The sequence below is a fragment of the Kribbella swartbergensis genome, from assembly GCF_054784135.1.
In genome coordinates this window covers 415,581-430,832 of sequence record NZ_BAAGPM010000017.1, presented here as the reverse complement: position 1 = coordinate 430,832, position 15,252 = coordinate 415,581, and the positions used below count along the sequence as shown (strand labels likewise).

General features: G+C 70.1%; 17 protein-coding genes. 5 read left to right on the top strand and 12 right to left on the bottom strand.

All coding sequences use genetic code 11. The features are described from left to right. Positions 1-127: 127 nt before the first annotated feature. From ACYVOK_RS13895 to ACYVOK_RS13880, 4 genes are read right to left on the bottom strand one after another with little or no spacing between them, the layout of a single operon-like run. Complete coding sequence (locus ACYVOK_RS13895) at positions 128-1,009, bottom strand: LLM class flavin-dependent oxidoreductase (RefSeq protein WP_460662783.1); 882 nt, start codon at positions 1,007-1,009, stop codon at positions 128-130. A gap of 33 nt (positions 1,010-1,042) precedes the next feature. Further along, the gene (locus tag ACYVOK_RS13890) at positions 1,043-1,447 is read right to left on the bottom strand and encodes a Rieske (2Fe-2S) protein (protein WP_460662782.1); all 405 of its coding nucleotides are present in this window, start codon (positions 1,445-1,447) and stop codon (positions 1,043-1,045) included. An 11-nt stretch (positions 1,448-1,458) separates the two neighbouring features. Next, entirely contained in the window at positions 1,459-2,010 is a 552-nt protein-coding gene (locus ACYVOK_RS13885; RefSeq protein ID WP_460662781.1) for a DUF6529 family protein, read from the bottom strand. Between the two features lie 8 nt (positions 2,011-2,018). Then, positions 2,019-2,672: a hypothetical protein gene (locus tag ACYVOK_RS13880; protein ID WP_460662780.1), complete on the bottom strand. Its 654-nt coding sequence runs from the start codon at positions 2,670-2,672 to the stop codon at positions 2,019-2,021. A 77-nt stretch (positions 2,673-2,749) separates the two neighbouring features. Here ACYVOK_RS13880 and ACYVOK_RS13875 point away from each other — a divergent pair, with 77 nt between their 5' ends. Together ACYVOK_RS13875 and ACYVOK_RS13870 are read left to right on the top strand one after the other, a co-directional pair. Beyond that, on the top strand, positions 2,750-3,478 hold the full coding sequence (locus tag ACYVOK_RS13875; RefSeq protein ID WP_460662779.1) for an alanyl-tRNA editing protein: 729 nt from the start codon (positions 2,750-2,752) through the stop codon (positions 3,476-3,478). Between the two features lie 43 nt (positions 3,479-3,521). After that, positions 3,522-4,874 (top strand): FAD-binding oxidoreductase, encoded by a 1,353-nt coding sequence (locus tag ACYVOK_RS13870; RefSeq protein WP_460662778.1) that lies wholly within the window; start codon positions 3,522-3,524, stop codon positions 4,872-4,874. Here ACYVOK_RS13870 and ACYVOK_RS13865 read toward each other — a convergent pair. Further along, positions 4,871-5,719, bottom strand: a complete 849-nt coding sequence (locus tag ACYVOK_RS13865; RefSeq protein ID WP_460662777.1) for an NAD-dependent epimerase/dehydratase family protein — start codon at positions 5,717-5,719, stop codon at positions 4,871-4,873. The two genes, ACYVOK_RS13870 and ACYVOK_RS13865, sit on opposite strands and share 4 nt — an antisense overlap. A 110-nt stretch (positions 5,720-5,829) precedes the next feature. Between ACYVOK_RS13865 and ACYVOK_RS13860 the strand changes: the two genes are divergently transcribed. Beyond that, positions 5,830-6,972 carry a pyridoxal phosphate-dependent aminotransferase gene (locus ACYVOK_RS13860; protein WP_460662776.1) on the top strand — a complete coding sequence of 381 codons (1,143 nt, stop codon included), beginning with the start codon at positions 5,830-5,832 and terminating at the stop codon, positions 6,970-6,972. A 137-nt stretch (positions 6,973-7,109) separates the two neighbouring features. Here the strand turns inward: ACYVOK_RS13860 and ACYVOK_RS13855 are convergent, their stop codons facing one another. Genes ACYVOK_RS13855 through ACYVOK_RS13830 form a run of 6 tightly spaced genes read right to left on the bottom strand, consistent with a single transcriptional unit; the run spans position 7,110 to position 11,857 of the window. After that, positions 7,110-8,258, bottom strand: a complete 1,149-nt coding sequence (locus ACYVOK_RS13855; protein WP_460662775.1) for a DegT/DnrJ/EryC1/StrS family aminotransferase — start codon at positions 8,256-8,258, stop codon at positions 7,110-7,112. Beyond that, positions 8,255-9,010, bottom strand: coding sequence for an amidohydrolase family protein (locus ACYVOK_RS13850; RefSeq protein WP_460662774.1), 756 nt, complete (start codon positions 9,008-9,010; stop codon positions 8,255-8,257). The genes ACYVOK_RS13855 and ACYVOK_RS13850 overlap by 4 nt, the downstream gene beginning before the upstream one ends. Next, a complete protein-coding gene (locus ACYVOK_RS13845) occupies positions 9,007-9,690 on the bottom strand; it encodes an amidohydrolase family protein (protein WP_460662773.1) in 684 nt (227 codons plus the stop codon). The genes ACYVOK_RS13850 and ACYVOK_RS13845 overlap by 4 nt, the downstream gene beginning before the upstream one ends. Positions 9,691-9,694: 4 nt before the next feature. After that, positions 9,695-10,948: an ABC transporter substrate-binding protein gene (locus ACYVOK_RS13840; RefSeq protein ID WP_460662772.1), complete on the bottom strand. Its 1,254-nt coding sequence runs from the start codon at positions 10,946-10,948 to the stop codon at positions 9,695-9,697. A 52-nt stretch (positions 10,949-11,000) separates the two neighbouring features. Next, positions 11,001-11,465 (bottom strand): GNAT family N-acetyltransferase, encoded by a 465-nt coding sequence (locus ACYVOK_RS13835; protein ID WP_460662771.1) that lies wholly within the window; start codon positions 11,463-11,465, stop codon positions 11,001-11,003. A 14-nt stretch (positions 11,466-11,479) separates the two neighbouring features. Further along, the gene (locus ACYVOK_RS13830; RefSeq protein ID WP_460662770.1) at positions 11,480-11,857 is read right to left on the bottom strand and encodes a DUF5997 family protein; all 378 of its coding nucleotides are present in this window, start codon (positions 11,855-11,857) and stop codon (positions 11,480-11,482) included. A 39-nt stretch (positions 11,858-11,896) separates the two neighbouring features. On the opposite strand from ACYVOK_RS13830, the gene ACYVOK_RS13825 reads away from it, so the two are divergent. Beyond that, entirely contained in the window at positions 11,897-12,598 is a 702-nt protein-coding gene (locus ACYVOK_RS13825; protein WP_460662769.1) for a LysR substrate-binding domain-containing protein, read from the top strand. Between the two features lie 65 nt (positions 12,599-12,663). Further along, on the top strand, positions 12,664-13,182 hold the full coding sequence (locus tag ACYVOK_RS13820; RefSeq protein WP_460662768.1) for a VOC family protein: 519 nt from the start codon (positions 12,664-12,666) through the stop codon (positions 13,180-13,182). 6 nt (positions 13,183-13,188) lie between these two features. On the opposite strand, the gene ACYVOK_RS13815 is transcribed toward ACYVOK_RS13820, so the two are convergent. Then, complete coding sequence (locus ACYVOK_RS13815; protein WP_460662767.1) at positions 13,189-15,210, bottom strand: GMC oxidoreductase; 2,022 nt, start codon at positions 15,208-15,210, stop codon at positions 13,189-13,191. Positions 15,211-15,252: the final 42 nt, after the last annotated feature.

Genomic DNA, 15,252 nt, shown 5'->3' with positions numbered 1-15,252 from the left:
TGTTGTCACGGCCGGCCCTATTGTCTTTTCGGGCCGTGCCGCTGGCACAGGTTTTCAGCCCGGAAGGCCTACCGTCGAGTCGGCCCCCTGTTCCGGTGCGTCGTCACCCGTGGTAGTCACGCTCGAATCAGGCCAGCAGTGCCCTCGTGGCCGGTACGACGTCCGCCGCGAACCGGGTGATCTGGGTCAGGTCGTGGTGCTCCGGCCAGAAGACGAACGTCCGGAACGGCTGCTCCGTGGCCAGCCGGGCGAAGAACGCCGCCCACTGGTCCGGCGTACCGCGCAAAGGCGCGTCGCCCCGGGTGGTGTCGGTGTCCCCGGGTCCGTCGGTGATGGTGCCGACGACCTGGGCGATCCGGAGCACGTCCGCCGGATCCCGGCCGGCCGCCTCGGCCGCCTTGTCGATGATCGCGTTCGCCTCGGCCCACTGCTCGTACGGCAGATACTTCGGGATCGGCGCAGCCCAGCCGTCGGCCAGCCGGCCGGTGAGTTCCATCGAGCGCGGCCCGACCGAGCCGACCCAGATCGAGATGTCGTGGACCGGCAGCGGACCGGTGCGCAGGTTCAGCGGGTAGTACTTGCCGTCAGCAACCACTCGGCCGGGCTCGGTCCACAGCCGCCGGAGCAGCCCGATCCCCTCGGCCAGCGCTTCGAGCGCCTCCGCCGGGGTGCGCCGCGGCCCGCCGATGCCGGTGATGCCGCGCGGGAACCCGCCGGCTCCGAGACCCAGCTCGAACCGCCCGCCGGACAGCACGTCGAGCGCCGCGGCGGCCTGTGCCAGCATTCCTGGCGGCCGCAAGGGCAGCGGTGCCACGTCGGGGAAGAATCGCAGCCGCTCGGTCCTGGCGAGCAGATCCCCGATCAACGTCATCGCGTCGAGCTGGGTCGGCGCGTACGGATGATCCTGGACGGCGACCAGGTCCAGCCCGCCCTCCTCGGCGGCCGCGACCAGTTCCCGATGCAAGCCGACCTCCGCGGTCGGCGTCACCTGCACTCCGAATTCGACCATGCCGTCAGGATGGCAGTTGAAGCCCGCTTGAACTCAAGCAAGCTGGATGGAGTCCCCGGACACCTTGATCGGCTTGGCCGCCAGCGGTTGGGCAGCCGGCTCACGGACCACGGAACCGTCCTTGATGTCGAACTTGCTGCCGTGGCAGGTGCAGTTGATCGTGCCGCCCTCGACGTTCGCGACCTGGCACTGCTGGTGGGTGCAGACCGAGGTGAACGCCTTGAACGTGCCTGCCGTCGGCTGGGTGACGACGATCTGGCGGTCGCCGATGATCACGCCGCCGCCGACCGGGACGTCGCCGGTCTTGGCGAGGACAGCATTCGCCGGCGCCGAAGTCGCCGGTGTGTTCCGGGGTTCGCCGTACGTGCTGCAGCCGGACACGGCGGCGATTGCGGCCGCGCCGGCGGCGAGGACAGTACGGCGGTTCGGCTCGTCCACGACTCGTCCTCTCAACGAATGATTCCGAAGGTGGTGAAGAACCACAGCGACGACGTCAGCCACAGCCCGACCAGTCCGGTGAACACCGCTCCGCCGGCCACCGGCAGCAGCCACCGCGGCACGTCGCTCCGGCTCAGCGTCAGCATCTTGGCCGCGAACGCGCCGTAGAAGAAGCAGCCGAGCAAGGAGTGGATCAGGACGCGCGGCTCGTCGTACCGGAATCCCAGGGCGTAAAGGCAATGCGCGACCACGGGAAGGGTGAACGCCACGGCAGCCCGTCCGGACCATCGGTGCAACGGCCCGACCCACGGCCGCCCGGCCAGCCCGCGAAGGTGCCCGAACAGCGCCATCGCAGAGACGAGTTGTACGACGGCCAGCACCACGGCGATCGTGGCCAGCCAGGACTTCACCGAGAGCGGACCGGAGAAGCCGGCGACGTTGATCGCGACACCGGTCGGATCGTGCAGCCGACCGTAGACACCCAGTCCGACGGCGACCGCGGCACCGACGGACAGCGGAACCGCGACCCTGCTCGCGGCCCGGACCGGCACAGTCGTCGTCATCGCTGTCCTCAGAACGTCTCGTCGCCGGTGATCGACGCGGCGGTGACCGCAGTACCGCCGACGGTCGCCGTACCGCTGGACGGATCGAGCGGCGGCGCGGGAGCCGGGCTGCCGTCGTTGTCGATGCCGACCTGACTGCCATCCGGGAGGACGATCCAGCCGATCGTGTTCCGTGCGGTGCGGGCCCGGTACAGACCCGCGGGTGGGTCGGCCTTGTCGATCGTGAACGACAGTTGGCGGCCGCGGACGGTGATCGTGCCGGTCACGGTCTGCGCGGACAGCGTTCCGGCCAGCCGGTCACCGGCCTTGGAGCGCAGTGCCAGGCGGCCGGCCTCATGCGATCCGGTCAACCAGGCCTCGACGCGGCGGCCGTCGCAGACGTACGCCGCGGCCCGGCCGCCCTTCACCGCGACGGCAAGAGTCGCTTCGCGGCCCGTCGTACGGCCGGTGAAGACCGCGACAATCTGTGGCTGGGTAGGGGTTGGGGTCGCGGACCTGGCTGTCGGGGACGCAGTCGGCGCCGGTGGCGGCGAACTGGTAGCGGGCGGGGCTGCGTCGTAGGACGTCGAGGTGGCGCCGGTCTGGGTGCTGTTCACGACGAGCAGCGCGACCAGGCCGACGGCTGCGGCCGCGAGCGTGACCAGCGGACTGCGTTGCCCCATCTCTCCCCCAACCCCTGGAGTCGAGAATCCACGCCGCCACGGCCGGGCGTCAACGGCTGGTTGCTAGATTCGGCGACGTGAGTCAGCACGGGCACACCCATCGGCTGGACCTGGACGACGCCACCCTGCGGGAGTGGGACGCGACCGTGGTCGGCGTCGACCCGGAACGCGGCATCGTGCTCGACCGGTCCGCGTTCTATCCCGGCGGAGGCGGCCAGCCACCGGACCAGGGCGTCCTGCTCTGGGGCGGGGTGCGGACCCGGATCCTGGGCACGGTCAAGGGCGACGACCTCTACCTGGTGCCGCACGAGGACGACCCGGTGCCGCCGGCAGGCACAGCCGTCCGCGGTGCGCTGGACGACGAGCGCCGTACGGACCTGATGCGGACGCACTCCGGCCTGCACGTGCTGACCGGCGTGGTCTTCCGGGACTTCGGCGCTCTGGTCACCGGCGGGAACATGGAGCCGCTCACCGCGCGGATGGACTTCGACCTGGCCGAGGTGCCGCCGGACTTCAAGGACCGGGTCGCCGAGGCGGTCAACGCGGAGATCCGCAACGACCGGCGGATCACGGTCGCCAACCTGCCGCGGGAGGAGGCGTTCGCGATCCCGGACATCATCCGGACCGCGACCAACCTGCTGCCACCCGACATCGAGGTCGTCCGGATCGTCGACATCGCCGGCCTCGACACCCAGGCCGACGGCGGCACCCATGTCGCCTCCACCGCGATGATCGGCCGGATGGAAGTCGTCAAGATGGAGAGCAAGGGCCGGGGCTTCCGCCGCCTCCGGGTTCGCATCGTCTGACCCTCTCAGCAGGAAGACTGCGGTCCTGGAGAGGGGTGGACCGATGGGCGAGTTGCTGGAACAGCTTCGGGGTGTGGTGCAGGGGCCGGTGTTCGGGCCCGGGGACGAGGGGTTCGCGGCCGAGGTCGCCGGCTTCAACCTGGCCGCGCAGCACCGGCCCGAGGTGGCGGTCGGGATCACGTCCGAGGCGGATGCGGTCGCGGTGGTGCGGACGGCGGCCGCAAGCGGTACTCCGGTCCGCGTCCTGGCGACCGGGCACGGTTCGCCGAGGGCGATCGAAGACGGCGTCCTGGTCAACACGTCGCGGCTGTCGAAGGTCCGCATCGACGGCCGGGTCGCGCACATCGAGGCGGGTTGCCGGTGGGCCCAGGTCGTCGCGGCCGCGGCCGAGCACGGGCTCGCGCCGATCACCGGGGCCTCCGACGCGGTCGGCTGCATCGGCTACACGCTCGGCGGCGGACTGGGCCCGCTGGCCCGCACGTACGGCTTCTCGTCCGACTGGGCCCGCGGCTTCCGCGTCGTCCCCGGGACCGGCGAGGTCGTCACGGCCGACGCCGAGCAGAACGCCGACCTGTTCTGGGCGCTGCGCGGCGGCAAGGGCGGACTCGGGCTGGTCCTGTCGATGGACTTCGAGCTGGTCGAGCTCACCAGCCTGTACGGCGGGTCGCTCTTCTTCGCCGCGGACGACATCGCGTCGGTGTTCACCACCTGGGTCGAGTGGACCAAGACGGTCCCGGAGACCGTGAACTCCTCGGTCGCGATCCTGCGGCTGCCGCCGCTGGACGCCATCCCCGAACCGCTGCGGGGCAAGACGACACTGACCGTCCGCTACGCCTTCGTCGGCGACCCGGCCGAGGGCGAGCGGTTGCTCCAGCCGATCCGGGACGCCGGTACGGCGGTCATCGACGGCGTCGGCGAGATGCCGGCGAGCGACATCGCGCTGATCCACAACGACCCGAAGGGCCCGCTGCCAGCGTGGGACCGCGGCATGCTGCTGAACGACGTGGACGCCGGCTTCGCCACCGCCTTGCTCGAGGTTGCCGGGCCGGATCAGCAACTCCCCCTGGTGGCAATGGAGATCCGACACCTCGGCGGCGCGACGCATCGCGACGTACCGGAGGGCAGTGCGGTCGGTGGACGCGGCGGCGGCTACAGCTTCGTGCTGATCGGCGTACCGGACCCGAGCCTGTTCGAGAATGTCCTGCCGGCCGCGGCCGACCGCGTCGCCGGGCCGCTCGCCAACTGGATCTCGTCCGAACACACCGTGAACTTCGCGGGCGCGTTCGACGTCCCCGGTTCGTACGAAGGCTCCTGGCCGGCGGACACCTTCGCCCGGCTGACCGAGGTCCGCGCGGCGTACGACCCGGACAAGGTATTCCCGTACGGCCCGGCCTAGTCGCGCCAGGAGTGCTGTGGCTCGTAGCCGAGGAGCTTGCGGGCCTTGTCGATGGACAGCAGGGTCTCGTGCGGCCCGAACGGCCGCTTCACCGGTACGCCGGGGAAGACCTCGGCCAGCAGCTCTTCGTTCGGCCGGGTCATCACCGTGTCCGCGTTGGCGATGATGAACACGTCGGTGCCGGTCACGTCGTACTCGAGCGCCTTGCGGACCGCCTGGGCGCCGTCGCGGGCGTCGATGTAGCCCCACAGGTTCCACTTGCGCAGCCTGGCGTCGGCGTCGAACGACGGGAACGCCGCGTAGTCCTCGGGATACATCACGTTGGAGAACCGCAGGCCGATCAGCTTCAGGTCCGGATGCCAACGAACCAGCTGCCGGGCCAGCTCCTCCTCGAGCGTCTTCACCAGGGAGTACGTGCTGTTCGGCCGCGGCGCGTACTCCTCGTCCACCGGCACGTACGGCGGGAACTCGTCGAAGGGCAGACCGAGCACGGTCTCGCTCGACGCCCAGACGATGTTGCGCACACCGGCCCGCAGTGCCGCCGAGAACACGTTGTAGGTGGCCACCATGTTGTTCTCGAACGTCGCCGCGTTCGGCCGCAGCCCCGGCGCCGGGATCGCGGCCAGATGCACGACCGCGTCGACACCGCCATGCCGGTCGTCGATCCCCGCCAGTGCCTCGTAGGTCTGGCCGAAGTCGGTCAGGTCGACCCGCGTCGACGTGACGCCGGTCCGCGCCGGCGGAGCCTGGTCGAGGGCGACCACCTCCCAGCCGTTGTCCAGCAGGTGATCCACCACCGCCCGGCCGAGCTTGCCGCTGCTTCCGGTGACCGCTACCCGTGCCATTCCGCACTCCCTTTCCAGCTGATGGGCCCGATGATTCCACCCGGGGCAATCGGTTTCAGCCGGTAACCAGCGGGTGGACTAGGCTCGTGCCTGTGAAACTAGCTGGGCGGATGGAACGTCTCGGGACCGAGTCTGCGTTCGAGGTGCTGGCCAAGGCCAAGGCGCTGGAGGCGAGCGGCCGGGAGATCGTGCACCTCGAGATCGGCGAGCCGGACTTCGACACCCCGGCCCACGTCGCGGCCGCCGCGCAGCAGGCGCTGGACAAGGGCCACACGCACTACGTGCCGGCGCCCGGCATCCCCGAGCTGCGGACCGCGGTGGCGGACTTTCTCGAGCGCACCGACCGGCTCCGCACCACGCCGGACCGGGTGCTGATCACGCCCGGCGCCAAGCCGATCATGTTCTTCACGATCATGGCGCTGTGCGAGGAGGGCGACGAGGTCCTCTACCCGGACCCGGGCTTCCCGATGTACGCGTCGATCGCCTCGTTCGCCGGCGCCACTCCGGTCCCGGTGCCGCTGCGGGAGGAGAACGGGTTCGTCATCGACCCCGAGGAACTCGCCTCGCTGGTCACCGACCGCACCAAGCTGCTGATCCTCAACTCCCCGCACAACCCGTGCGGCAGCGCGTCGACGCCCGAGCAACTCGAGGCGATCGCCGAGATCGCGAACCGGCACGACCTGGTGGTGCTCAGCGACGAGGTCTACTGGGCGCTCCGGTACGACGGCGAGCACCACAGCGTGCTCGACGTCGACGGCATGGCGGAGCGGACCATCCTGCTCGACGGCTGGTCGAAGACGTTCGCGATGACCGGCTGGCGGCTCGGTTTCGGCGTGTTCCCGCAGCCGCTGATCGAGCCGATCACCCGCCTGGTGATCAACTCGGTCTCCTGTACGTCGGCGTTCAGCCAGCACGCCGCGATCGCGGCCCTCGAGGGACCGTGGGACGACGTCGACACCATGCTCGCCGCGTTCCGGGAGCGGCGCGAGGTGATCGTGTCGGGTCTGAACGACATACCGGGTGTCTCCTGCGTCGAGCCCGGCGGCGCGTTCTACGCGTTCCCGAACATCAGCGAACTCGGTATGTCGGCCGCGACGCTGGCCGACCGCCTGCTCGAGGAGGCCGGCGTGGCCTGCCTGCCGGGGACGGCGTTCGGCGCGTACGGCGAGGGCCACCTGCGCTTCTCGTACGCGAACTCGGTCGAGAACATCCAGCGCGCACTGTCCGCCTTCAAGCACCTGACGTCGTCCTAGAGGTCGGCCTCGCCGGGCTCGAGGTGCCGTTGACCCGACTCGCGTTCGGGGCTCCGTTCGATGGCCTGCGGCGCTTCACCGGCGTCGACCATCCGCTCGAGCAGTCGCTCCCGCAGTCGCGCGGTGGGAAGCTGGCCTCAGCGGTGGCCGAAGGCCTCCTGGACCTTGAGCAGCGCGGTGACGATGTCCGCGAGATCTTCCTCGTCGGCCATCAGCAGACTCTGCCGGATCCAGACGATCGAGTCCTCGGCGGCCTCGGCGACCGGGCAGGCTTTCAGGTCCGTGTACGGGCGGAGGGCGTCCTCGCGCGACAACGGACGATAGCCCGAGTCCAGCGGGACGCCCTCGGCGGTCATCGCCTCGAGGAACTCCGCCTTGCTGTGTCCCCCGAAGCGCTGCGCGTCGTAGCGCAGCAATGCGAGGTGGTGACTGCTTCTGGTCGTACCTTCCGGCGCGGGCAGGAGGTCGAGACCCTGCTGACGGAGATAGCGGACCGAGCGTTCCCTGGTCGCGACCTGCTCGTCGAGGATGGCGAGTTGCGGCATCAGAACGGCAGCCTGGAACTCCGTCATTCGGAGATTCCAGCCGACATCGGGGTGCTCGTACCAGCCGCCGTCGATGCTGCGCCCGACGTTGTGCAGCGCCCACAACCGCCGGTACACCTCCTCGTCGTCGGTGACGATCAGCCCACCCTCCCCGGCCGTCATCGCCTTGCTGGACTGGAAGCTGAAGCACGCCGCATCCCCCAGGGTGCCCACCGGCCGGCCGTGCCACGTCGCCCCGTGCGCTTGTGCGGCATCCTCGACGATCGGTACGCCGTACTGCCTGAACGCCGCGACATCGGCCGGCGCACCGGCCAGGTGGACGGGCATGATCGCCTTCGTCCGCGGGCCGATCAGCGGTTCGACGGCCGCCGGATCCAGGTGCAGCGTTTCCGGCGTGACATCGGCGATCACCGGCCTGGCACCGGCGAGGACGACGGCGGTCGCGCTGGCGACGAACGTGTACGCGGGCACGATCACCTCGTCGTCCCGGCCGACGCCGAGGGCCCGCAGCGCGAGGAAGAGTGCGACGGTGCCGTTCACGACGCTCACGCCGTACGACGATCCGACCGAACGGGTGAAGGCCTCGGTGAACTCGCTGACCTTCGTGCCCGACGTGGCTCCCCAGGCTCCGCTGTCGAGCACCTCCAGCAGCAGTTCGCGCTGCTCCTTCGTCGCCGGCGGCGGCCAACTCGGCCAGGGTGCACGTCGTACCGGCGTACCACCGTCCAGAGCGAGCGTCATCGCGATCCCTCCAGGAGTCTCGTCATGGTGCCGAACAGCAACTGGTCGCGCTCGGCCGGCGCGATCGGCGCGAGCATCACCCGGCCCAGGCCGACGCGCAGATCGAGGAACAGGGCGTCCGATCCGAACACCATCCGGTCCGCGCCGACGGCGGCGACCAGCCAGGCCACGTGCCGCGCGGTCAACCGGGAACTGCAGATCTCCAGCGTGACATTCGGGTACGCCGAGGCGACCTCGGCAGCTGTGGGCAGTCCGGCCGGGAAGAGTCCGGCATGACCCATCAGCAGCTGGACCGACGGATAGCGCGGCGCGACGGTCGCGAACCGCGCCGGATCACACCAGGGAGAGCCGTGCATGCTGTGCGCAAGAACGACGCCACTGTGCTCGGCCGCGAGCTCGAAGGCCTTCGCGTACCCCGGTCCGTCCAGCGGATGCTGATGCGTGTCGGGATGCAGCTTCAGCCCGATGACGCCGGGCGTCGCGAGCAGGTCGGCCGCCCGCTCCGGCGCCTCGGGGTCGTGCGGGTCGTACACGGCGTACCCGAGGAAACGGCCCGGATGCTTCTGGATCTCGTCCACCAGCAGCGCGTTGCCGGCCCGCGCGTCGGGGCCGACCGCGAGCAGGTGCGACACGCACATCGTCGCGACCCCGCAGCCGTCCATCACCCGGACCAGGCTCTCGGTCGAGCTGTCCGCGATCGCGAACGCGAACCACCCGCCGAGATGCCCGTGTGCGTCGATGATCCCGCTCATCCCAGCAGCTCCAGGACGTTGCCACCGGCAATCAGCTCGACGTCGGTCTCGGGGAGCTCCAGATGATCGAGCTGGAACCGCGGACCGGCATCGTCGGTCTCGGGGGCGCCGGTGCCGAACAGCACGCGGTGTGCGCCGTACCGGTTCGCCGTCCACTCCACCTGGAGATGCCCGCACAGGCCGGACGTGTCGACCCGCACTTCCCGGTGGGCGTCCATCAGCTCCGCCAGCTCGCGCAGCGCGCGATAACCCGTGTTGATCAGCACGATCCGCAGCGAGGGAACCTCGCTCGCCAGGTGGTGAATCCCGCCGGGCGAGGTCGACTCCCACCCGAGCAGCACGGTGATGTTGCGCTCGGCAAGCTCCCGCGCCAGCCCGAGCCCCTGCGGCCCGGTCATCGTGAACCGATGCTCGGCCGGGCACATCCGCACCAGTCGAGCGTCCGACGGCGCCGGCGTACCCAGCGGTCCGGGTACGACGACCGGCACGCCGAACAGCCGTGGATGACTCGGTACGCCGACCGGCATGACCGGGTCGTAGTGGAGTGACAGTGAGTGCACGACACACGCGGCGTCGATCGCCAACCGGTCGAGCTCGTCCACCAACCCGGGCACGTCCCGGCTCGGCACGTCGGCGGCCGGAACGGGTCCGAGGATCCGGTTGACGTCGACGACTCTCATCGGATCAACGCTGTCTGGACAGCAGGTCGTCGGCCTGCTTGGCCGCGTCGTCGAGGGCCTGCTGCGGCGTCTTCTTGCCGGTCAGAGCGGCCTGGATCTCGACGGCGAGCAACGCCATCACCTGGCGTGCGGCCGGGTTCACCTCACCGTGGAAGGCGTACTGCAGGGCCTCCTCGAACTTCTTCGCCTGCTCGTCGGCCGCCGGCACCGGTGCGTCGGTGCGCGGGGAGAGGTAGTTGGCCGCCTGCCCGAGACTGACCACCTGCTTCGGCTGGGTCATGAAGCTGATGAACTTCTCGGCTCCCTCGATGTTCTTCGACCCGGCGTTCACCGCGAGCCCACCGGGCAGTCCGAACCCGACCCGCTTCTTGTTCTCCAGTGGTACGCCGACGATCACGTTGGCCGCGCCCCAACTCGAGTTCACCGTCTTGGCGTCGATCAGGGTGTTGGTGAAGCCCATCGCGACCTGCTGCTTGCCGAGCGCCTGGTCGGCGACGACGTTGGCGTTGGTCAGGCTGCTCCTCGGGATCGCGCCGGCGTCGTACAGGCCCTTGATGAAGGTCAGCGCCTCGACGCCCGGGGCCTGGTTGAACGCGACCTTCGTGCCGTCCTCGGCGAACACCGACCCGCCGGCCTGCCACAGCAGCGGGTAGAAGCTCAGATTCAGCGAGGTCTCCGGTGAGGCCGAGTAGTCGAGCGTGGCGACGCCGGCCGCCTTCAGCTTCGGCGCGGCCGCCTTGATCTCGTCCCAGGTCTCCGGTGGCTTGGTGATACCGGCCTTGTCCAGCAGTTTCTTGTTGTAGAGCGTCGTGGTGACGGTGTGGTAGATCGGAGCGCCGTACAGCTTGCCGTCGACGGTCAGCGCGCTCAACGCGCCCGGCAGGAACTTCGACTTGTCCGCCTCGAGGACCTTGTCGATCGGCTCCAGCGAACCGGTCTTGACGAACTGCGGGATCTGGTCCGGCCCGAGCAGCAGGACGTCCGGCCCCTTGCCGCCCGAGAACGCGGTGGCGAGCTTCTGGTCCCGGTTCGCCCAGGGCTGCTGCTCGATGGTCAGGTCGACGTCGGTGTTGGCCGCCTCGAAGTCCTTCTCGATCTGCGACCAGTAGGCCGCGGACGCCTTCTCGTCGGCGATGACGGGGTACATCCAGACGGTGACCGGCCGGGCCGACGCCTCTTCGTCCGGGCCACCACAGGCGGTCAGTGCGGCCGCGGCGGCGAACGCGGTGAGCGGAACCACGAGACGGTTGATCTTCATCGGGACTCCTTTACGGTCAGGACCGAAAGTACAGCCCGGAGCCCCGAGGTCGTCAACCACCTGGCATGTTCACGCCCGAACTTTCCGGTTTTCGCACCATGAAGACGTCGATCGCGTCCTGCTCCTCGACGGCGAAGCCGTGCCGCTCGTACAGCCGCCGGGCCGCGCTGCCCTGCAGAACGTTCAGCCGCACCGTCACACCGTCGGCGTCGAGTTGCCGCAGCAGAGTTCGCAGCACGGCCGTCCCGAGCCCGCGGCCCTGGAAGCCCGGCGCGAGATAGAAATGCTCCAGCCACTGCCCGTCCTCGGCCGCGCGCACGCTGACACAGCCCGCGAACTCCCCGCCGGCCTCGATGACGGACGTGTACTGCGGCGAGAACGCATCCCGGAACCGCTGCCGGACCCGGTGCTCGTCGAACCGCCCCAACCGCTCCAGGTCGGCCCGCATCACCACCGCCCGCAGTTCCGCGATCGCCCCGACATCCTCCGCGACCGCGGCGCGCAACACCCAGTTCACCGACGGCTGGCCGGTTACTGCTCGCGAGTCTGCTGCTTGAGCCGGGCCGCTTCCTTGCGGACGTCGGCCTGGGTGGCGCGTTCGTGTTCCAGCCAGTCGGGGTTCTCCGTCTTGATGGCTTCGATCTGCTCGGTGGTGAGCGCTTCGGTGATGCCCGCGCGGGCGAGGCCGCTGATCGAGACACCCAGCTTGGCCGCGACGACGGCACGCGGGTGCGGACCGTTCTGCCGGAGTTCCCGCAGCCACTCGGGCGGGTCGGCCTGCAGCGCGTTCAGCTCGTCGCGGGAAACGACCCCCTCCTGGAAGTCCGGCGGAGTGGCCGGGAGGTACACGCCCAGCTTCTTCGCCGCCGTGGCCGGCTTCATCGTCTGGGCTGTCTTACGCGACGTCATGGCAGCAAGAGTAGCGATCACACCCGGTAACCTGACCACGTGACCGGCCCCCAGACGTCCTTCCGGCTCGGGTACGTCCCCGGCGTGACGCCCGCCAAGTGGGCACGGATGTGGCAGGAGCGGTCACGCGGCATCCCGCTCGAGCTCATCCAGGTCGAGGCCGCGGACGCCGCCGGGCTGATCCGCGGCCACGAGATCGACGCCGCCCTGCTGCGGCTGCCGATCGACCGGACCGGCCTGCACGCCATTCCGCTGTACACCGAGACGACTGTCGTCGTGGTCCCCAAGGACCATGTCGTCACGGTGGCCGAGGAGGTCACGGCCGAGGACCTCGCCGACGAACTCATGCTGCACCCGCGCGACGACGTACTCGACTGGGAGCAGCCACCCGGCCGGGTGATCGACCACCGTCCGGCGACGACCTCGGAGGCGATCGAACTCGTCGCCGCCGGCACCGGCCTGGTCGTCGTACCGCAGTCACTCGCCCGGCTGTATCACCGCCGCGACCTCACCTACCGGCCGCTCGCCGACGCGCCGCAGTCCGGAGTCGCGTTGTCGTGGCCGGAGGACGAGACGACCGAGTTGATGGAGCAGTTCATCGGCATCGTCCGCGGCCGGACCGTCAACAGCAGCCGCGGCACGGAACCCGCCGTCACCAAGAAGACCGACCCGAAGTCCAGGCGCAGACCTGCCAAGTCGCCGGACCGCCGTGGTGGTCAACGCCGGCGGCCGCGACGCTGACAGTGGTAAAAAGTTGAGTCTTCAACTATAATCGGAGATGCCAGAGACGACAGAAGGAGTAGGTCATGGCGATCTTCCGGTTGAACCACGCGGTCCTGTTCGTGCGCGACCTGGCCGAAAGTGTCGCCTTCTACCGCGATGTGCTCGGCTTCGGCTACACCGAGACCGGCGACGCGTTCCAGGGCGCGGCGTTCCTGCGGGCCCCGGGCTCGACCAACGACCACGACCTCGGGCTGTTCGAGCTCGGCGCCCAGGCCGGCCCGTCCGGCGCCGGCAGGTCGACGGTCGGGTTGTACCACCTCGCCTGGGAGGTCGACACGCTCGGCGATCTCGAGGACCTGGCCGCGACGCTGAGCGAGGCCGGCGCGCTGGTCGGGGCGTCGGACCACGGCACGACCAAGTCGCTGTACGGGCGGGACCCGAACGGGCTGGAGTTCGAGATCGTCTGGATCATTCCGGCGGACCGGCTCACCGACGAGGACCGGCAGAAGACCGGAGTCGCGCGGCTGGACCTGGCCGCCGAGGTGGCGAAGTACGGCCGCGACGCCCGCAGCGGCGTCGGCATCTCCCGCGTCCTCGGCTGATCCGCCTCAGCCGGCGATCCGCTCGGCGATCCGCAGGGAGTTGGCCAGAACGGTCAGCACCGGATTCACGCCGCCGTTGGTGACATGGGTGGAGGCGTCGGCGATCCAGACGTTGTCGTGCCCCCAGACCCGGCCGTACGGATCGGTCACCGACCGCGCCGGATCGTCGCCCATTCGGCAACTGCCCGCCTGATGCTGACCACTGCTCGCCTGCCGGGTACTCCCCAGACCGCCCACCGCGGTCCGCACCGCGCCCGCCTCGGCGAGCCATTGCCGAGCCTTCTCGCTCATGAAGGCGTGCGCCCGGACGTCCTCGGGATGAATGGACCCGCTGATCACCACCACCGGATTGCCGAACCGGTCGACGACCGCCGGATCCACCCGGACTCGCGACTCCGCCGACGTGACCTCCTGGATCGGTCCGACCACGCGCATCATCCGGCGGACCTCGCGCCGCATCGCCCGCTTCCCGGCCGCACCGGCGGGCGGGATCAGGCCTGCCGCGGTCAGGTAGTCGTACGTCGCGGCCGGCGTCGGAACGAACTCGTTGGCGAGCATCCCGCCACCGACGATCCCGTCGTTGCCGTGCCGGAAGTCGCAGGTCGCGATCGACGCCCCGGGCCCGACCAGATCGACCACCTCGTCGTCGAACAGCCCGACCGCTCCGGCGTACACGTGTGCCTGCAGATACCGGCCCACCTGATCCTGGTTGTTGCCGAGGCCGTCGGGCTCACCGTCGTGCGCGCTGTTCAGCAGCAACCGCGGCGTCTCCGTGGCACCCGCGGCGACGACGACCTCGGCGCAGTACACCGTACGTCGCCAGACCTGGCCGGACTCATATCCGGCCAGCGCTACTCCGACGACCCGCCCACTGGAGGTCACCAGCCGCTCAGCCGTGATCTCGGTCACCAGCGTGCACCGGCCAGTCGCCAGCGCGGCAGGCAACGCGGTGTTGTGGGTCCCACTCTTCGCACCGACCGGACACGCAAACCCCACACAGTGCCCACACCGCACACAGGCCGCTCGACCCTGGTACTCGACGGAGTTGATCAACAGCGGTACGTCGAGCGTGCCCCAGCCGAGGCGGTCGGCCGCAGCCGCCAGCCGCTGCGCCGGTGCGGTCCGCGGCATGGCCGGCATCGGCAGCGGGAGCGACCGTGGCTCGTGCCATGGGTCCACTCCCCCGCCGCTGACGCCGAATCGCTGCTCGGCCAGGCTGTAGTACGGCTCCAGGTCGTCGTAGGTGATCGGCCAGTCCGCCAGGCTGCTTCCGTCGGGAACGCCGTACGTGCCGGCCATCGTGAAATCGCGTGGCACGAACCGCCACGCCTGGGCGCCGTACACCCGGGTGCCGCCGCCGACGGTGAAGGCGTTGTTGCCCCATCCGGGGTCGGGTGGCAGGACAGTACGTCGTACGCCGTCGACGACCGAGATCCGTGGTCGTCCGTGCGGGTCCGGGTCGGTCGGGGCGGGCAGTGCGGACCACGACCGCGGATTCCGCAGATGGTCGCGGGTCAGTGACGCCGTCGTCGGGTAGCGGCCGGCCTCGATGACGAGCACCGACCGGCCGGACTCCGCGAGCACCTGCGCGGCAGCGCCGCCGCCCGCACCCGAGCCGATGACGACGGTGTCGTACCGGTCGAGCAGGCCGGCCCAGGGAGTGATCGGCAACTCGGTCTCGACGACCGGCAGGCCGGCGGATTCCCACCCGACCATCGTCCAGGCCGACGGTTGGCCGCCGCGGACATCGGGGAGGTGGCCGTCGCCGGCGTAGTACCCCTGCACCACCAGCCGGACCAGCCAGGCTCCGTCCTCGTCGGCCAGCACCGCGTCCAGGTCCGGGTCCTCCCCCGCGACCTCCAGCGCGCGCTCGACCCGGGGCCGCCAGTCGGGCCGGTCCGCGCTCAGAACCCGCTCGACGAACGCGACCGCACCGGCCTCGGCCGCCGAAGGAAACTCGTCGGCCGGCACAGCCACCTCGGCCAGCCGCCCCAGAACCACCCGCTGCCATCCCGAGAGCACGCTCACCCCCGATCCCTTCGCCGTCGTCGCCCACCCTAGGCTCAGCGC